We start from the raw sequence: 18028 nt of genomic DNA on the forward strand, positions 1-18028 counted from the left end.
GTACTTGCCCTCGGAGCCCTCGATATTGCCGGCGGCGACCAGGCTGTTGGAGTTGCCGACCGCACCGATCAGCTGATCGAGCTGCAGCCCGTAGGAAGACAGCTTCATCGGGTCGATGACGACCTCGACGAGGTCGTCGCGCGCGCCCTGCAGCGAGCCTTCGAGAACGCCGGGCACTTCTTCGATGCGGTCGCGCAGTTCGCGCGCGGCAGCGGTCAGCACACGCTCGGGCAATTCGCCTGACAGGGTGACGACGAGGACGGGGAATTCGGAGATATTGACCTCGGTAACAACAGGTTCTTCAGCCGCCTGCGGGAGGTCGGCCTTGCCATCCTGCACCTTGCTGCGCGTGTCCTGCAGTGCCGTCGCCAGATTGGTCTGCGGCTGGAACTCGACCAGCACGTAGCCGCCGCCCTGGAAGGCGGCTGAGCGCATTTCCTTGAGGCCCTTCAGGCTCTTCAGCTTGCTTTCCATCGGCCGCAGCAGAAGACGCTCCGAATCCTCGGGCGAAATGCCTTGATAGATCAGGCTGACATACATCATCGGAATCGGAACGTCTGGTTCCGCTTCCTTTGGCGTTGACTGATAAGCAACCCAGCCTGCGAGCAGAAGGAAGACCAGAACCGAGATGGTCAGGCGGGCATTGTTGATTGCGAGTCTGACGATATCCATGGCTAACGCCTGTTTTCGAATTTCAGGAGCTGCGTCGCAGCCGATTGTCCCCGCCCAGGGCTGGTCCGTCGCGACCCCTGCTACTGCGTCCCGGCGGTCGCCTCGCCCAGCAGCTTCCGGAGGGTCGCCTGGTCGGCCTCGACCGGATTGACCACATCGCCTTCCTTCACCAGTTCCTGGCCGGCGACGATGATGCGCGCGTCGGCCGGGATGCCGCCGAGCACAAGGCCGGTCGGTGTGTCGTCGACGAGGTCGATCGGGAAGAACGCCACTTTGTTGTCCTTGCCGACGGCACGGATGCCGAGGTCGCCCTTGTCGCCCAGCGTCACCACCGAGCGCGGCAGCACGACCGCGTCGGTCGGTTGAGCGTTGAGCGCGATTTCCGCCGTCATGCCGGCGGGCACGGAGCCGTCGCCATTGGGGATCGCCACCTCGACGCGGAAAGTGCGGGTCGCCGACGAGGCGTCGCGGCTGATGTAGCGCACGGTGCCTTCGACCGTCTGGCCGCTGACCAGCCGGACATTGGCCTTGTCGCCGAGCTTGAGGTAGCCGAGGTCGCGCTCGCTGATTTCGCCGCGGGCGATCACCGGGTCAAGCTTGAGGATGGTTGCCACCTCGCCGCCCTCCATGATGGAACTGCCGAGTTCCACCGGCACTCGGTCGATAACGCCGTCGAAAGGTGCCCTCACCTCATTGCGCTCGAGTAAGGCCTGTGCCGTTTCCAGCATCGACTGCGCAGAAGTCAGGTTCGAGCGCGCTGTATCGAGCTGCAGCTTCGGCAAATTGCCTGACTTCATCAGTCGCAGAGCTGCGTCCAACTCAGCCTGGCGCTGCACTACCAATTGCTTGGCGTTGTCGACCATGGAGATCTTTTCCTCGGCCGCAAGCATCAGCACCAGATCCCCGGTCTTGACGTGCTGGCCCTGCTTGACCGGCAACTTGTCGATGACACCGGCAACGCGCGTCCCCAGCACGGCCCGCTTGTCGGCTTCGGTCAACCCGGAAATGCGAATGGCGCGCGCATAGGTCTTGCGCGGCGGCGTCACCACCGCGACGGTGCGCAACGGGGCCTTCGGCTCGGCTTCAGCCGCCTTGGGCTTGTTCGCGTCCGGCGCCTTGCCCTTCTCGACTTCGGCAGCCTTGGCTTTGTTGGCGGCTACGCTGCCGACCGACGAAAACTCGCCCGTCGCCATCCAGGCCGCGAAACCAATGAGCACAACAACGGCTGCAAGCTTGTGAAACCTGATTCTCATCGTCGTTTTTTCCACTGCGGATTCGGCCAGCGTCCTCATAACGCGGGCGCGTCGCCGATATGGGTGCGCGCCGGGCCATCTTCAATTTGCCGTGATCGGCGAAGCGCGCTTCTACATCAAAGTTGCACCGCGATATAGCCTTAAAGTTGCAAGACCATTACGGCACAGGGCAAGGTGAACCCACCGCCATCCAGTTTTCGATCGCTTGAAAGGTTGTTTCAGCCGAACCCGGAGCCGGCTCACGGTTCGACCCCGGCGCCCAGCCCCAGCCGACCAACCTGTCGTCGCGAACATGCAGCGCGATATCGTCCAAACTGCGACCGCCATTGCGCGCCGGGTCCTTGATCTGGGCGCAGATTTCGGCGGAGGATTTCCCGAACCAGGCCATCTCGGCCGGCGCCAGGCGCCAGTTGTCGGCTCCGGGCGGCCCGTGCAATGCGTTGGAATTGCTTGAGAAATGGCAAGTCGTGCAGCGCAGACCAGGATTGCCGAAGCCCGATCCGTCGTCACCGCGCTGGACATTGAAGGCGTGCACGCGCGTGCCGCCATAATGCGCACCCGACCAGCGCGGCCGGTCGTCCGCTACATGACAATCGGCGCAGCGCGGATGTGAGAACACCGCATAAATCTTGTCCCATTCGGACAGGCCCTTGGTCGTGTCGACTGTCTGGCTCGGTGGTGTTTGGCTCTCCTGTGCGGTTGCGAACGGCGCCGCGAGGACGAGCATGGCAGCAGGCGTCAGCATGATGAGGAGCCACTTCACGCGAAGGCCACCGTTTTCGATAAAGGCAGCGTGCGGATGCGCTTGCCGGTGAGCGCGAAGATGGCATTGGCCAGCGCCGGCGCGGCCGGCGGAGTGCCAACCTCGCCGACGCCGCCGATCTTGTGGAAATTTTCCAGGATGGCGACTTCGAAGACCGGGCACTGAAAGATCCGCATGGCGTCGAAATCGTGGAAGTTCGACTGTTCGACCATACCGTCGGCGAAGGTGATCTCCTGTCCCATGGCCGCTGAAAGACCGTAGATAGCGGCGGAAATCAGCTGCGCCTCGATGATGCCCGGATCGAGCGCGGTGCCGACATCGGCGGCGATCCACACCTTTTCGATGCGGATGCCGGCCGGAGTGTCCGCCACCTGGATGATCTCGCCGACCCAACTGCCGAAGGACAGCGTGAAGGCCATGCCCTTGGCCTTGCCGGCGGGCAGCGCCTCGCCCCATTTCGCCATCGCCGCGACTTTCTCCACCACCTTCACCGCCGAGGGATAGGCGGCCATCAGCCTCTTGCGCATCTCGACCGGATCGATTTTGCCGGCTGTGGCGATCTCGTCCATGAAGCCCTCATGGAAGAAACCGTTGATCGAACTGCCGACCGATCGCCAGGAKCCGACGGGAATGGAGACAGGGGCGGCGACACCGCTCACCCGATAGTTCGGGATGGTGTAGGGCTGGTCATAGGCGCCGTCGACGATGCTTTTGTCGGGTCCAAGCGGCGATATCGAGGGGAAAAGCCGGCGCAAGGTGCTGGCCATCATGGATGGCGAGGCGATCTTCATGTCGACGGCGACCGGCATGCCGTCGTCGCCGAGCCGCGCCTGGAACTTGCCGACTGCGGCCGGCCGGTAGGCGTCGTGGCGCATGTCTTCTTCACGCGTCCACGTCACCTTGACCGGACGCCCGTCTGTCGCCTTCGCCATCAGTGCGGCGCACAGCGCGTAGTCCATCTCGACGCGGCGGCCGAAACCACCGCCCATGAAGGTGGTGTGCACGGCGACCTTGTCTTGCTCGATGCCGACCGCGTTGGCGCAAAGCTGCCGCACCAGGGTCGGCGCCTGGTTGCCGCACCAGATGTCGAGGGCACCGTCCTTGAAGCGCACCGTGGCGTTCATCGGCTCCATCGTCGCATGCGCCAGATAGGGCACCGCATAGTCTGCCTCGACCATCCTTTCGCGTGGCGCGTCGGCAAACGCGGTATCGACATCGCCATTGTCACGCATCGCCGAACCCTTGGTGCCGAGCGCCTGTTTGAGCACGTCGGAAATGGCGGCGCTGCTGAGCGGATATTCGGGATCCGCCCATTGGGCGTCGATGGCATCGGCCGCCTTGAAGGCCGCCCAGGTATTTTCCGCGATGATGCCGAAGCCATGACCGTAATTCGTCTCGAGCGCTACGATCTTGATCACGCCGGGCATTTTTTCGGCTTTGGCGAGATCCGCCTTGACCGGCTTGGCCCAGAAGCGCGGGCTCATCTTGACCGTGCCGTAGAGCATGTCTGGCAGCCTGACATCGATGCCGAAGATCGGTGCCCCGGTGACCTTGGTCAGCATGTCGATGCGCTTCTGCGGCTTTCCCAGCAGTTTCCAGTCGGCCCTGTCCTTGAGCCTGACTTCGGCCGGCGGTGCCATGGCGGCGGCAGCCGCGGCAACCGCGCCATAGGTCAGCGACTTGCCAGATGCCTTATGCAGGATCGACCCATTGGCCGTTTCCAGGTCGGCGGCGGCAACGCCGAGTTTCTGCGCCGCCGCGGCGATCARCAATTGGCGGGCTGCGGCGCCCGCCTGGCGCATCTTGTCGAAACCGTCGCGCACCGAAGCCGAGCCGCCGGTGGCCTGGATAGCAAGGAGCTTGCCGACCACGCCGAGACCTGAGCGCACCGCCTGCGCGGTCATGCTCTCGTCGAAGAAGGCGAACGGGCCGCCCTCTTCGAGGATCGCGGCGTTGTAATAGGCATAGGAGGCCGGGCCGGGCTCGACCTTGACCTGATCGAGACCGACATCGAGCTCTTCGGCGACCATGACGGCCAGCGTCGTCGAAATGCCTTGCCCCATCTCGGCGCGCGGCGCCACGATGGTGATGGTGTTGTCGGCGCCGATCTTCACATAGGGGTTGAACGTCGCCTCACCCTTGCCGAGGTCGGTCTCGAGCGGGTTCGGAAACGGTTTGCGATAATAGTAGTAGCCGACGGCCACGCCGCCCGCCACGGCAGCCGCGCCGATCAGGAACGTGCGGCGAGCAATCTTTCCGACACTGGCCATGGTCAGCGCCCCGCCGTCTTGAGTGCGGCAGCCTTCTTGATAGCCGAGCGGATCTTCGGATAGGTGCCGCAGCGGCAGAGATTGCCGCCCATGGCGTTGTCGATGTCGGCGTCGCTGGGATCGGCGACCTCGTCGAGCAGTGCCACCGCGCTCATGATCTGGCCGGCCTGGCAGTAGCCGCATTGCGCGACCTGTTCCTCCAGCCATGCCTGCTGCACGGGATGGAGCTTGTCCGCCGTGCCAATGCCTTCAATGGTGGTGACGGCGCCGCTGACCTCGCCGACCGGGAGCGAGCAGGAGCGCACCGGTTGACCGTCGACATGCACGGCGCAGGCGCCGCAGGCGGCGATGCCGCAGCCGTACTTCGGTCCGGTCTTGCCAATGAGATCGCGCAACGCCCACAGCAGCGGCATGTCGGGATCGGCGTTGATGTCGAATGACTGCCCATCGACGGTGAGGCGCATGGGGATACCCTTTTGTTGTCGTCCACAGCCCAAAGGCGAAGCGTCCTCTTGGGTCGCTTCGTCTCGATACAGATTGACAAATTACGTCATTTTGTCAATTGAGATTTTTACAGGATAATGTTGTCTCATGAATCAGATCGAAGACATCGCCGCCGCTGACCCCAAACGCGTCCGTATCCTGGACGGCGCAATGAAGGTGTTTTTGGCTTATGGCTTCTCCCGCACCACCATGGACGACATCGCCCGCGCCGCCGACATGTCGCGGCCGGCGCTCTATCTCCTGTTCAAGAACAAGACCGACATTTTCCGCGCCATCGCCATGATGGTGCTGTCGCGCTCGGTCGAGTCGGCGAAAATGGCCCTGGCCGGCGATGGCGCTTTCACTGAACGCATGACGCGAGCCATCGACGAGGCGTTCATCTCGATGATGAGCGCGGTCGTTGCGTCGCCGCACGGCGCCGAATTGCTGGACATGAAATCGAGCCTTGGCGATCTGGTCGGCTGCTGGCGCGGCGGTCTTGTCGAACATATCGCCGCCGCGATCGACGGCGAGGCTGCCAGGAACGGCGCCGATCTCACCGCCAAGGGCCTGTCGGCGCAACTGCTTGCCGACATGCTGCTCGACGGGCTGGAGGGCATGAAGGCGCGGATCAGCGATCCAGGCGGGCAGCGGCAGGCCGCCGCCGCCCTGATCAGGGTGATCGACCTGACCCTAAAAGCTGGATGAAGCCAAGAAGCCAGGCTGTGTTTTCGGGTCAGGCGCGACGGCGCTCTGCCTCCGGGTTCTTGCGCACAGCGAGGAATTCCTTGACCCGCCGGCCAGGTGCGGGACCACGCACCGGCTTGAAGCCGTCATCGAGCTCCCCTGACAGGTCGAGCGTCGGGCGCTTGCCGACCGCATCGTAATTCTCCTCCAGCCAGTCGCTGGCGGCGGTGCGGCCGAGATCGCGCATATAGCTCAGGAACGCCCATTCGGCATTGACCTTCGACGACGCCGACAGGTCCTTGAACGCCTCGTCGGCATCGATGCGGTGCATGCGGATGTCGCGGTACTCGCCATGCGGCAGGCGGCCGGCGGCGATCAGCTCCTTGACAAAGGCGATCGAGCGGAATTCGCGCAACAGCCCGGCGTTGAAGGTGATCTCGTCGATGCGGTTCTGGATCTCGTTGGCGCTCCTTGGCGTTCCTTCCCGCACCACCGGATTGATCTGCACCAGAAGCACGTCCTCGGTCGCCGCCGTCTTGAAGAACGGATAAAGCGCCGGATTGCCGCCATAGCCGCCATCCCAATAGGGTACGCCCTTGATCTCGACGGCGCGGAACAGTTGCGGCAGGCAAGCCGAGGCCATCACCGTGTCGAGATCGATCTCGCCGTCGGAAAAGACGCGCAACTGCCCGGTTTCGACATTGGTCGCCGAAATGAACAGTTCCATCGACTTGCAAGCGCGAACATTGGCGAAATTAATCTCCTTCTGCACGACGTCACGCAGCGGGTTGAGGCCGAGCGGATTGGCGACATAAGGCGAAAATACCCGCGACATGGTGTCGAAGAAGACATAGCCCGGCGTGTTCTCGATCGACCAATTGCCCCAGGCGACATCCCACGGCATGCGCTGCACCGGGCTGAACCGGCCCTTTGCCGCCACCGCGCGCCAGAAATCATCGAGCTTTTGCCGTGCTCCCTCGACGCCGCCACGCACGAAGCCGTCGGCTAGCGCCACCGCGTTCATGGCGCCGGCGCTGGTCCCGGACACCGCTGCGATCTCCAGCCTGCCATCCTCCARCAGCCGGTCGAGCACACCCCAGGAAAAGGCCCCGTGCGAGCCGCCGCCCTGAAGCGCGATGTTGATCTTCTTGGTTTCCTCCGCCTTGCCGTTTTTCGTCATGGCGTTCCTGTCGTTTTGGATGCTGCAGGCCTCATCACGCCCGAGGATCGGGACGGTTCGGTTACAGCGGACTTATGTTGCAGTGCAGCATATAAGTCCTGACCAAGGCAAGAACACGAACACGGTCGCGTGATCACATGAAATTTCGTTCATGAAGAACCGCCTCGCCGCTTCGGAGCGGAGGAGGCGGCATCCATCGAAACAGCCAGACAGCCTCAGGCAACGAGGTCCGGCACCGGCCCGACATAGCGCGACTGCGGCCGGATCAACCGTCCGGTCGTCTGCTGTTCACGGGCGTGCGCAATCCAGCCGGCGACACGCCCGGCGGCGAAGACGTTGCTGAATGCCTCTTTGGGGAAACCCGCCGCCTCCAGCAGCAGCGCGGTGTAGAACTCGACATTGGTCTGCAATGAGCGCGACGGCTTGGCGATCCGCAGCACGTCGAGCGCGGCCTGCTCCACTGTCTCCGCGAAGGCCAGCCGGCGACCGGTTTCGCTCTCGCCGCCGAGTTGCCGCACGACCGCTTTCAGCACGTCGGCACGCGGATCGCGCACGCGGTAGATGCGATGGCCGAAGCCCATGATGCGCTCGCCATGCGCGACCTCGTCGCGCAGCCAGCCGGCGGCATCGCCATGCGCCTCGATCGCATCCAGCATCTCGATCACCGGACCGGGCGCGCCGCCATGCAGCGGCCCCTTGAGCGCGCCGAGCCCGGCCAGCACAGACGATGTCAAGCCGGCCTGCGTCGACGCGACCACGCGGGTGGCGAAGGTCGAGGCATTGAGGCCATGATCGCAGACTGTCACCAGATAGGTGTCGAGCGCCTTCGCCAGCGCCGGCGAGGCGGCACGACCGCTGAGCATCCTCAACATGTCGGCGGCATGATCGCACAGGCTGTCCGGCGCGATGGGCGTCTCATCGCGCCGTAGGCGAAGCAGGGCCGGCGTCAGCACCGCAGGCGCCGCAACCAGCCGTAGCGCGTCCGGCAAAGTCTCGCCGTCCGGCAGCAACGCCATGCCGGCGCGCATGGCGCTGTAGACGTCGAGCGGAGTCAGCAAGGGCAATGAGGGCAAAAGCCGCTCGAACACTTCTGCGCGCGCCTGGCCCAGCGCTCGCGCCAGTTCGGCATCGCCGGGAAGGTCTTCGAAGAAGCCATCGAGCAGCAGGCTGACCACTTGCGCGTAGCTCCAGCGTCCGGCCAGGTCCCGCAGGGAATGGCCGCGGATGGTCAGATGGCCGCCAAGACCATCCACATCGGAGAGAACGGTTTCAGCCGCCACAACGTCGTCGAGCCCATTCGCCATAGCCTGCCTCCTTGATCCATTTCCGTATCAGAGATAAGGCTAGGCAATCTGCCGATCAATCTTGATCAATATAATCAATATCAGAGTTCGATATGTCCGAGTGGTTGTCGCGGGAAGAGGCGCTGGAAAGGCTCAAGGTGCGGCCCCAGACACTCTACGCCTATGTCAGCCGCGGCCGCATCGGCATGCAACCGGACCGCGCCGATCCGCGCCGCAGCCAATATCGTGCCGACGACATAGCGATACTGGCAACGCGAAGGGCGCGTGGACGCAGCCCGTCGGCCATCGCCGAAAGCGCCATTGCCTGGGGCGAACCGTCGATCGTCACCTCGATCTCGACCGTCCTGCACGGTCATCTTGTCTATCGTGGCCAGGACGCCGTTGCGCTTTCAGCGAGTGCCACGCTGGAAGAAACAGCGGCAGTGCTCTGGGCGCTGCCAGAACCGGTGGCCTTCCGGGCGCCGGCGGCGGATGCGGCCCACCAACCCTGCAGGGCCTCGGCCTTTGCGCAACTTGCCGTGCTTGCCGGCCAGGGGCGGCCTTCACTCGGGCGCAGCGCCACCTCGCTGCATGCCGATGCCACGCACGCGGTCGGCGTGTTGGCCAGCGCCTTGGGCGCATCAGCGGGACCAGACCCAGTTCATCGGCGATTGGCGCGGGACTGGTCGGTGGATGCAGCGGGAGCCGATGCGATCCGCCGCGCGCTCGTCCTGCTCGCCGACCACGAACTCAACGCATCGACCTTCGCCGCCCGCGTCGCGGCCTCGACCGGAGCGCCGATGGCCGCTTGCCTGCTCGCTGGGTTGGCGACACTGTCAGGCCCTCGCCATGGCGGCGCCGGCGAAGCGGTGATGCAACTGGCCGAGGATGCGGGGCGGCACGGTGCCGAGGCGGCGATCCGGCGCTGGCTCAGCCATGACCGGCCGCTGCCGAGCTTCGGCCATCCGCTCTATCCCGACGGCGATCCCCGCGCGGCGGCATTACTGAGCGTGATCGACATCGATGATCTCTCTCAATCGCTGCGTGATGCGGCCCTTGCCGCGACCGGCGCGCGCCCGAACATCGACTTCGCATTGGCCGTGCTGACACGCGGCCTTGGCTTGCCGCGCGATGCACCGTTCCGCCTGTTCGCACTCGCACGCAGCGTCGGCTGGGCCGCGCACACGATCGAACAATTGACAAGTGGAAGTGTCATCAGGCCACGCGGCCGCTATGAGGGATTGCTGCCGCTATAGCGGCATGTGCCGGCTAGCGGGTCTTTCGATCGGAACCGCTCACGACATCGTGTCGAGCTTGCGCTGCATGGCGGCGATCTGATCCTTCAGATCCTGAAGGTCGTCGGGCTTTTCCGGTGTTTCCTTCCTGGCCGGCTCGGCCGGGGCCGCGGCTGGCGCGGAACCCGGCGGCGGGAAGGGCGTGAACAGCCGCATTGCATTCTGGAACATTTCCATGTTGCGGCGCGTCTGCTCCTCCAGCGCCTTGATCGGCGTGGTGATCTTCATCATGTCCAGCGGCGACTTGCCGAGCGCACCCTTCATCTGCTCGCGAAAGCGTTCCTGCTCCTTGGAGAAGGCCAGCATGGACTGTTCGAGGAAGCTTGGCACGATCATCTGCATCTGGTCGCCGTAATAGGCGATCAGCTGGCGCAGGAACGGGATCGGCAGCATGTTCTGCCCATCCTTGTTCTCCAGCTCGAAGATGATCTGGGTCAGCACCGGATGGGTGATGTCGTCACCGGTCTTGGCGTCCTGGACGGTGAACTCCTCGCCCTTCTTGACCATCTCGGCGAGGTCCTCGAGCGTCACATAGGTGCTGGTGCCGGTGTTGTAGAGGCGGCGATTGGCGTATTTCTTGATGATGATCGGATCGTCTTTCGCGGCCATCTGCATCCTCCCCGGGACACCGGCGCCCCCGAGTAAGCCGCCGGTAACGATTGTGCCTTTTTTGAGGATATGCGCAAAAGCCTCACAATTCCAAGCAGTTTGTGCACTGCGGCATCATTAAATGCTGCATAGCAGGCAAAATATGCTGCGCAGCAACGGACAGAGTAGCGCCATCGCAAGGTGCGATGTGCTTGCAGCGCATGGGCGCCATGCCCATTTCCGGTTTGACTTGGGTTCTGGAAAGGGCAAGAAAAGTCCTCAACGACAGAACAACACCCTTGAAGTCTGGAGAAGAAAATGTCCGCTTCCATCGTCATTGCCAGTGCGGCGCGCACGCCGGTCGGCTCCTTCAACGGCGCTTTCGCCACCACCCCGGCGCATGAGCTCGGTGCTATCGTCATCAAGGAACTGCTGTCGCGTGCCGGTGTCGAACCAGGCGAGGTCGACGAGGTCATCCTCGGCCAGGTGCTGACCGCCGCTCAGGGTCAGAACCCGGCCCGCCAGGCATCGATCAATGCCGGCTTGCCCAAGGAAACCACGGCCTGGGGCCTCAACCAGGTTTGCGGCTCGGGCCTTCGCGCCATTGCGCTCGGCATGCAGCAGATCGCCACCGGCGATGCCAAGGTGGTCATCGCCGGCGGACAGGAATCGATGTCGCTTTCGGCGCATGCCCAGCACCTGCGCGCCGGCGTCAAGATGGGCGACTTCAAGCTGATCGACACCATGATCAAGGACGGACTGTGGGATGCCTTCAACGGCTACCACATGGGCAACACCGCCGAAAACGTCGCTCGTCAGTTCCAGATCACCCGCGACGATCAGGACCAGTTCGCGCTCGCCTCGCAGAACAAGGCCGAGGCGGCGCAGAAGGCCGGCAAGTTCAAGGACGAGATCGTCGCCGTCACCATCAAGGGCAGGAAGGGCGACACCATTGTCGACCAGGACGAGTACATCCGCCACGGCGCCACGCTCGACGCCATGACCAAGCTGAAGCCGGCTTTCGACAAGGACGGTACGGTGACCGCCGCCAACGCCTCCGGCATCAATGACGGCGCCGCCGGTGCGGTGCTGATGAGCGAAGCCGAAGCGGTGAGGCGCGGCATCACCCCGCTGGCGCGCATCGTGTCCTGGGCAACCGCCGGCGTCGACCCCCAGATCATGGGCACCGGTCCGATACCGGCTTCGCGCAAGGCATTGGAGAAGGCCGGCTGGTCGGTCGGCGATCTCGACCTGATCGAGGCCAACGAGGCCTTTGCCGCCCAGGCTTGCGCCGTCAACAAGGACATGGGCTGGGATCCCTCGATCGTCAACGTCAATGGCGGCGCCATTGCCATTGGCCATCCGATCGGTGCGTCGGGTGCCCGCATCTTCAACACGCTGGTTTTCGAGATGCGCCGGCGCGGCGCCAAGAAAGGCCTCGCCACCCTGTGCATCGGCGGCGGCATGGGCGTCGCCATGTGCGTGGAAGCGCTCTAGGGATATCACCTGAACGGGCGGCGCGAGCCGCCCGGTCGGTATGCAGTGCCTGCCAAGCCCGACAACAGGGCGATATCAAAATAGGGGAAACGCATGACCAAGGTAGCAATCGTCACAGGCGGATCGCGCGGCATCGGCGCGGCGATCTCGATCGCATTGAAGAACGCCGGCTATTCGGTTGCCGCCAACTACGCCGGCAATGACGACGCGGCGGCGAAATTCAAGGCCGAGACCGGCATCCCGGTCTACAAATGGTCGGTCGCCGACTATGATTCCTGCACCGCCGGCATCAAGCAGGTCGAGGCTGATCTCGGTCCGGTCTCGGTGTTGGTCAACAATGCCGGCATCACACGCGACGCCATGTTCCACAAGATCACGCGCGAACAGTGGAAAGAGGTCATCGACACCAATTTGTCGGGCGTCTTCAACATGACGCATCCGCTGTGGAGCGGCATGCGCGACCGCAAGTTCGGCCGTGTCATCACCATCTCCTCGATCAACGGCCAGAAGGGCCAGGCCGGACAGGTGAATTATTCCGCCGCCAAGGCCGGCGACATCGGCTTTTCGAAGGCGCTCGCCCAGGAAGGGGCCCGCGCCGGCATCACCGTCAATGTCAYCTGCCCCGGCTATATCGCCACCGAAATGGTCAAGGCGATCGACGAGAAGGTGCTCAACGAGCGCATCATCCCGCAGATCCCGATCGGTCGCCTCGGCGAGCCGGAAGAGATCGCGCGCTGCGTCGTCTTCCTCGCATCCGAAGATGCAGGCTTCATCACCGGCTCGACCATCACAGCCAATGGCGGCCAATACTTCGCCTGAAGCAATTCACTTCGCCTGAAGCATCCCAGGAAAAGTGTGAAGCGATTTTCTGTCCAGACGGCAGAAGCGCCGGTGTGAGTGGCGAGATCGACGGGCCGGCAAACCGGTCCGTCTTTTGCCGGCGGCTTTATGCCTTCGGCCTGCCCCACGCCGGCTGCTGACCCAATCCGGCACGCAGAGGTTAACAGCCACCGGCCGCCTTGTGCAAAAGCGGCTCTGCAGCCTGTGGATTCTTGGTGGATAAGCTGTTCGCAACACAAGATATTGGGGTGAACAAAACGGGAAGATTCTGGCATCGCCGATTCGTAGCCGGTTCGTTCCGGCTTTGAGCGGAGTGTTAACGACGACAGCCGGAATCGCCCGTCAAATCCTTAACGCCGTTTAGGAAAGGTTAACAATTTCATAATCTTGGATGAGGCTGACCAAGGCATTCCAGTCGTTCGCCGGCAAAGGTTAACGGCAGAGCTCGCCCTGCATGAAACGGGCCAGTTCGTTGATTCAGCATGTGGTGAGACTCATGGTCACAAAATCCATATGTAGCCGTGAACAAAAGCTGAATCTGGTCGAGTCACTGATTCGTGTCCGATTCGTTCCAGACTCGTTCCAACTGTTAACCCGCAGCCAATCTGGAGCCTGACAGGAGACGACTTCGAGCCGCCGGTGGAACATTCCGCTTTCGCTTCGCGCTCGAAATCCTTATGTGTCGCCTGTCATACGCGCCACTTGAGGCACGCTCCCGACAACGAGAGACCAGAAAGCCTTATTTCCAGGTCGATGAACATCCAGTCGAAACATACCGAGCCGCTGATCCTGTCGGGCCGTGACGTGACCGCCGTGCTTGGGCCGACCAACACCGGCAAGACCCATCTCGCCATCGAGCGCATGGTGGCGCACGAGAGCGGCATCATCGGCCTGCCGCTCAGGCTGCTTGCGCGTGAGGTCTATGGCCGCGTCTGCGAAAAGGTCGGCGCCCACAAGGTCGCGCTGATCACCGGCGAGGAGAAGATCCAGCCGCCCGGCGCCAAATATTCGGTCTGCACCGTCGAGGCCATGCCGCGCGAGACCGACGCCGCCTTCGTCGCCATCGACGAGGTGCAGTTGGCCAGCGATCTCGAGCGCGGCCACATCTTCACCGACCGCATCCTGCACCTGCGCGGCCGCCAGGAAACGCTGCTGCTGGGTGCGGCCACCATGCACGGCATCCTCCAGCGCCTCTTGAAGGGCGTCTCCGTGGTGACGCGGCCGAGGCTTTCGCATCTCGCCTATGCCGGCTCGAAGAAGCTGACGCGGCTGCCGCGGCGCACGGCGATCGTCGCGTTCTCCGCCGACGAGGTCTATGCCATCGCTGAATTGATCCGCCGCCAGCAGGGCGGCGCCGCCGTCGTGCTCGGCGCGCTGTCGCCTCGCACCCGCAACGCCCAGGTGGCGCTGTTCCAGTCGGGCGACGTCGACTATCTGATCGCCACCGACGCCATCGGCATGGGTCTCAACCTTGATCTCGATCATGTCGCCTTCGCCCAGAACCGCAAGTTCGACGGCTATCAGTATCGCAACCTGACGGCGGCCGAGCTTGGCCAGATCGCCGGCCGCGCCGGCCGGCATCTTCGCGACGGCACGTTTGGCGTCACCGGCCAGGTCGATCCGCTGGACGAGGATCTGGTCAAGAAGATCGAAGGCCACGACTTCGACCCGGTGAAGGTGCTGCAGTGGCGCACCGCGCATTTCGACTTCGCCAGCCTCGACGCGCTGAAACGCTCGATCGAGACCAACGCCCCGGTCGAGGGGCTGACGCGGGCACTGCCTGCCGTCGATGCGCAGGCGCTCGAGCACTTGTCGCGCGACGAGGACATCCGCGCACTCGCCACCAACGCCAAACGCGTGGCGCTGCTGTGGGAAGCCTGCGCGCTGCCCGACTACCGCAAGATCGCGCCGGCCCAGCATGCCGACCTCATTGCTTCGATCTATACGGACCTCGCCCGGCATGGCCATGTCGATGAAAATTACATGGCCGAGCAGGTGCGCCGCGCCGACACCACCGAAGGCGACATCGACACGCTGTCGCATCGCATTGCCCAGATCCGCACCTGGACATTCGTGTCGAACCGGCCCGGCTGGCTGGCCGATCAGGCACACTGGCAGGAAAAGACGCGCGAAATCGAAGACAGATTGTCGGATGCGCTGCATGAGCGGTTGACGAAACGCTTCGTAGACCGCAGGACTTCCGTCCTCATGCGGCGCCTTAGAGAAAATACCATGCCTGAAGCCGAAATTAGTCCTACCGGAACCGTCCTTGTCGAAGGCCACCATGTCGGCGAGTTGCAAGGGTTCCGCTTCACCGCCGACCAGACCGCCGGCGGCGAAGACGCCAAGGCGGTGCGCACCGCCGCCCAGAAGGCGCTGGCCGCCGAATTCGAGGCGCGCGCCGAACGCTTCGGTGCTAGCGCCAATGGCGACATCGCACTTGGCTCGGATGGCACGCTGCGCTGGATCGGCGCGCCGATCGGCACACTGGTTGCCGGCGAAGACACGCTCAAGCCGCGCCTCGTGCTGCTGGCCGACGAACAGTTGACCGGCCCGGCGCGCGACAAGGTCGCGGCGCGTGCCGAACGTTTCGTCAATTTCCAGATCGAGTTGCTGCTGAAGCCGCTGGTCGACCTGAAGAACGGCGATCAGATTGCCGGCATCGGCCGCGGTATCGCCTTCCAACTGGTTGAGAATTTCGGCCTCATCAACCGCCGCGACATTGCCGAGGAGATGAAGTCGCTCGACCAGGAGGGCCGTGCAGCCCTTCGACGGCTCGGCGTGCGCTTCGGCGCCTACCATGTCTTCGTGCCGGCGCTGATCAAGCCGGCGCCAGCCGGACTGGTGACGCTGCTGTGGGCGCTGAAGAACGACGGCAAGGACAAGCCGGGCTTTGGCGACGTGGTCCATGCACTCGCCTCCGGCCGCACCTCGGTGGTCATCGATCCCACTTTCGACAAGACCTTCTACAAGCTTGCCGGCTACCGCAATCTCGGCCGCCGCGCGGTGCGCATCGACATTCTGGAGCGGCTGGCGGATTTGATCCGCCCGGCGACCAACTGGAAGCCTGGTCTCGGCCAACGGCCGGACGGCGCCTATGACGGCCAGTCCTTCATGGTGACGCCGCCGATGATGTCGATCCTCGGCGCCACCGCCGACGACATGGAAGAGATCCTGAAAGGTCTCGGCTACCGTGCCGAGCCGAAGCCGGCCGTCGAGGTCAAGGCGCGGCTCGAGGCGCAGGACAATGCCGCGCGCGAAGCGGCGGCGGCGAAGGCCGCGGCTGAAGAGGCCACACGGGCCGAGCAGGCCAAGGCAGCGGAAGCCACGGCGGTCGACGCGGCTGCGGAGGCGCCGGTCGAAGGTTCGGAGCCGGCTGCCGCTGTCGAGGCCACCGCCGAAATTCCTGTCGAAACCATAGCGGAAGCGGCGGCCGAGCCGGTCGCGGAAGAACAACCCGAAGCGCCGGCCGAAGCCACGGAAGAAGCAGCAACGGAGGCCGTCGCCGACGCGGTCGCCAAACCCGTGCTGGCTGCCGAGCCAGAGACGGAAGCCGAACCTGTCGCGACTGCATCGGCCGAGCCAGTTTCCGAAGCTGCGCCCGCGGCTGAAGTGACGTCGGACGAGCCTGTCGTGGTAGCCGATGCAGCCGCCAGCGAGCCCGCTCCGGAAGCCGAGGCCCCAAAGCCGATCCTGTTGTGGCGTCAGGGCCGTTTCGAACAGCGCCCCCGCCATCCCGGCCGCAACAATCGCTCGCGCAACGGACAGGCGCGCGGCCGAAACGACGCGCCTGCGGATGCTGCCGGTGCGCCGGCCGCAGCCACGCCTGGAGAACGTCCTGCCCACGAGGGGCGGCGCGACGGCACCGGCAAGCCGCGCTTCGACCGCTCGAAGTTCAAGCCCAAGCCGCAGGGCGAGGGCGAGCAGCGTCGTGAAGGCCGCCCACAAGGCGAGCGCCCCGACCGACGCGAAGGTCGGCCCGACTGGAAGGGCGGCAGGCCGGATGGCAAGGGTGGCGGCCCCGATCGAGGCAAGGGCGGCGGAAAGCCGACCTTCCAGCCGAAGCCGCGCGAGGAGCGCCCGGTGCGCTTCGATCCGGACTCGCCCTTCGCCAAGCTCGCGGCTTTGCGCGACCAGCTGAAGAAGTAGACTCAGGGCTCGCGTCGATGGTTGCCCCAACGGCTGCCCGAGACCGCCAGCGCATCGACAAATGGCTGTTCTTCTCGCGCGCCGTGAAATCGCGCTCGCTGGCGGCGAAACTTGTGGTCGCCGGCCGGGTTCGCATCAATCGCGACAAAGCAGCGCAGGCCTCCGATCTGGTCAAGCCTGGAGACGTCCTGACCATCACACTTGATCGTCGGATCTTCGTCTGGAAGGTGCTGACCGCCGGCGTGCGGCGTGGTCCGGCCGAGGAGGCACGCACGCTGTACGAGGATATCTCGCCGCCGCCCGCGCCGACGGGCGAAGCCCCTCCCGATGCAATTCCGGCGCTGCGCGAGGCCGGCAGCGGCCGCCCGACGAAGAAGGAACGCCGCCAGACCGACCGCTTGCTTGGTGATGACTGATGGGTCGGCCAAAAAGTGCGCGACGATTTTGGGGCAACGAGACGCACAAAACGAACCCTGAACCCGGCAAACAAGGCACTTCGCGGGACCTGACCGATCCCTACCGGGCCTGCAGTCTGGAATTCCATTTCGGAAACGCCGATGCCACCAGGCATGGCTGCCCTTGCAAGCGGCGGGCAAAGGCGTTACCTCACGGAAAAAGCCCAACAAAATGGGACGTCCCGGAGCCGACCGATGACCTATGTCGTGACCGACAATTGCATCAARTGCAARTAYATGGACTGCATCGAGGTCTGYCCGGTCGAYTGYTTCTAYGAAGGCGAGAACATGCTCGTCATCCAYCCCGACGAGTGCATCGACTGCGGCGTCTGCGAGCCGGARTGCCCGGCCGACGCGATCAAGCCCGACACTGAGTCAGGGCTCGACAAATGGTTGCAGATCAACACCGAATACGCCGAGAAATGGCCCAATATCACCGCCAAGAAGGAACCTCCGGCCGACGCCAAATCCTTCGACGGCGAGGCCGGTAAGTTCGAGAAATACTTCTCGGCCGAGCCCGGCGAAGGCGATTGACAACAGGTCCGCAAAGGCTGGTATTACGTTGGGTAAGAGACAGGCCACATAAAGCGCCTTGACAGGCGGCGCTTAACTG

At 64.1% G+C, this 18028-nt stretch carries 15 protein-coding genes; 7 read left to right on the forward strand and 8 right to left on the reverse strand.

Translation table 11 applies throughout. The annotated features are described in order from the left end of the window. From ACXJ7R_RS08865 to ACXJ7R_RS08885, 5 genes are all read right to left on the reverse strand, one after another. On the reverse strand, positions 1-672 hold a 672-nt coding region (locus ACXJ7R_RS08865; RefSeq protein WP_457151510.1), incomplete at its 3' end, for an efflux RND transporter permease subunit. Positions 673-752: 80 nt separating this feature from the next. After that, on the reverse strand, positions 753-1925 hold the full coding sequence (locus ACXJ7R_RS08870) for an efflux RND transporter periplasmic adaptor subunit (RefSeq protein ID WP_457151511.1): 1173 nt from the start codon (positions 1923-1925) through the stop codon (positions 753-755). 157 nt (positions 1926-2082) lie between these two features. Next, on the reverse strand, positions 2083-2688 hold the full coding sequence (locus tag ACXJ7R_RS08875) for a hypothetical protein (protein WP_457151512.1): 606 nt from the start codon (positions 2686-2688) through the stop codon (positions 2083-2085). Continuing rightward, a complete protein-coding gene (locus ACXJ7R_RS08880; RefSeq protein ID WP_457151513.1) occupies positions 2685-4958 on the reverse strand; it encodes a molybdopterin cofactor-binding domain-containing protein in 2274 nt (757 codons plus the stop codon). Before ACXJ7R_RS08880 ends, ACXJ7R_RS08875 begins: the two co-directional genes overlap by 4 nt. A 2-nt stretch (positions 4959-4960) precedes the next feature. Further along, complete coding sequence (locus tag ACXJ7R_RS08885; protein WP_457151514.1) at positions 4961-5422, reverse strand: (2Fe-2S)-binding protein; 462 nt, start codon at positions 5420-5422, stop codon at positions 4961-4963. A gap of 127 nt (positions 5423-5549) precedes the next feature. Here ACXJ7R_RS08885 and ACXJ7R_RS08890 point away from each other — a divergent pair, with 127 nt between their 5' ends. Continuing rightward, on the forward strand, positions 5550-6149 hold the full coding sequence (locus ACXJ7R_RS08890) for a TetR/AcrR family transcriptional regulator (protein ID WP_457151515.1): 600 nt from the start codon (positions 5550-5552) through the stop codon (positions 6147-6149). 28 nt (positions 6150-6177) lie between these two features. On the opposite strand, the gene ACXJ7R_RS08895 is transcribed toward ACXJ7R_RS08890, so the two are convergent. After that, entirely contained in the window at positions 6178-7308 is a 1131-nt protein-coding gene (locus ACXJ7R_RS08895; protein ID WP_095089447.1) for a patatin-like phospholipase family protein, read from the reverse strand. A gap of 215 nt (positions 7309-7523) precedes the next feature. Continuing rightward, positions 7524-8612, reverse strand: a complete 1089-nt coding sequence (locus ACXJ7R_RS08900; RefSeq protein ID WP_457151516.1) for a citrate synthase/methylcitrate synthase — start codon at positions 8610-8612, stop codon at positions 7524-7526. 92 nt (positions 8613-8704) lie between these two features. On the opposite strand from ACXJ7R_RS08900, the gene ACXJ7R_RS08905 reads away from it, so the two are divergent. Continuing rightward, positions 8705-9847 carry a citrate/2-methylcitrate synthase gene (locus ACXJ7R_RS08905; RefSeq protein ID WP_457151517.1) on the forward strand — a complete coding sequence of 381 codons (1143 nt, stop codon included), beginning with the start codon at positions 8705-8707 and terminating at the stop codon, positions 9845-9847. 39 nt (positions 9848-9886) lie between these two features. Here the strand turns inward: ACXJ7R_RS08905 and phaR are convergent, their stop codons facing one another. Further along, on the reverse strand, positions 9887-10495 hold the full coding sequence (phaR, locus tag ACXJ7R_RS08910; RefSeq protein WP_457151518.1) for a polyhydroxyalkanoate synthesis repressor PhaR: 609 nt from the start codon (positions 10493-10495) through the stop codon (positions 9887-9889). Between the two features lie 297 nt (positions 10496-10792). On the opposite strand from phaR, the gene ACXJ7R_RS08915 reads away from it, so the two are divergent. From ACXJ7R_RS08915 to fdxA, 5 genes are all read left to right on the forward strand, one after another. Next, positions 10793-11971 carry an acetyl-CoA C-acetyltransferase gene (locus ACXJ7R_RS08915; RefSeq protein WP_457151519.1) on the forward strand — a complete coding sequence of 393 codons (1179 nt, stop codon included), beginning with the start codon at positions 10793-10795 and terminating at the stop codon, positions 11969-11971. 93 nt (positions 11972-12064) lie between these two features. After that, positions 12065-12790 carry an acetoacetyl-CoA reductase gene (phbB, locus tag ACXJ7R_RS08920; protein ID WP_457151520.1) on the forward strand — a complete coding sequence of 242 codons (726 nt, stop codon included), beginning with the start codon at positions 12065-12067 and terminating at the stop codon, positions 12788-12790. A gap of 774 nt (positions 12791-13564) precedes the next feature. Continuing rightward, on the forward strand, positions 13565-16960 hold the full coding sequence (locus ACXJ7R_RS08925; protein WP_457151521.1) for a helicase-related protein: 3396 nt from the start codon (positions 13565-13567) through the stop codon (positions 16958-16960). A gap of 17 nt (positions 16961-16977) precedes the next feature. After that, positions 16978-17376, forward strand: a complete 399-nt coding sequence (locus ACXJ7R_RS08930; RefSeq protein WP_095089461.1) for an RNA-binding S4 domain-containing protein — start codon at positions 16978-16980, stop codon at positions 17374-17376. Between the two features lie 234 nt (positions 17377-17610). Next, a complete protein-coding gene (fdxA, locus tag ACXJ7R_RS08935; RefSeq protein WP_095089463.1) occupies positions 17611-17949 on the forward strand; it encodes a ferredoxin FdxA in 339 nt (112 codons plus the stop codon). The last annotated feature ends 79 nt before the right edge of the window (positions 17950-18028 follow it).

The sequence above is a fragment of the Mesorhizobium sp. P5_C1 genome, assembly GCF_054049815.1.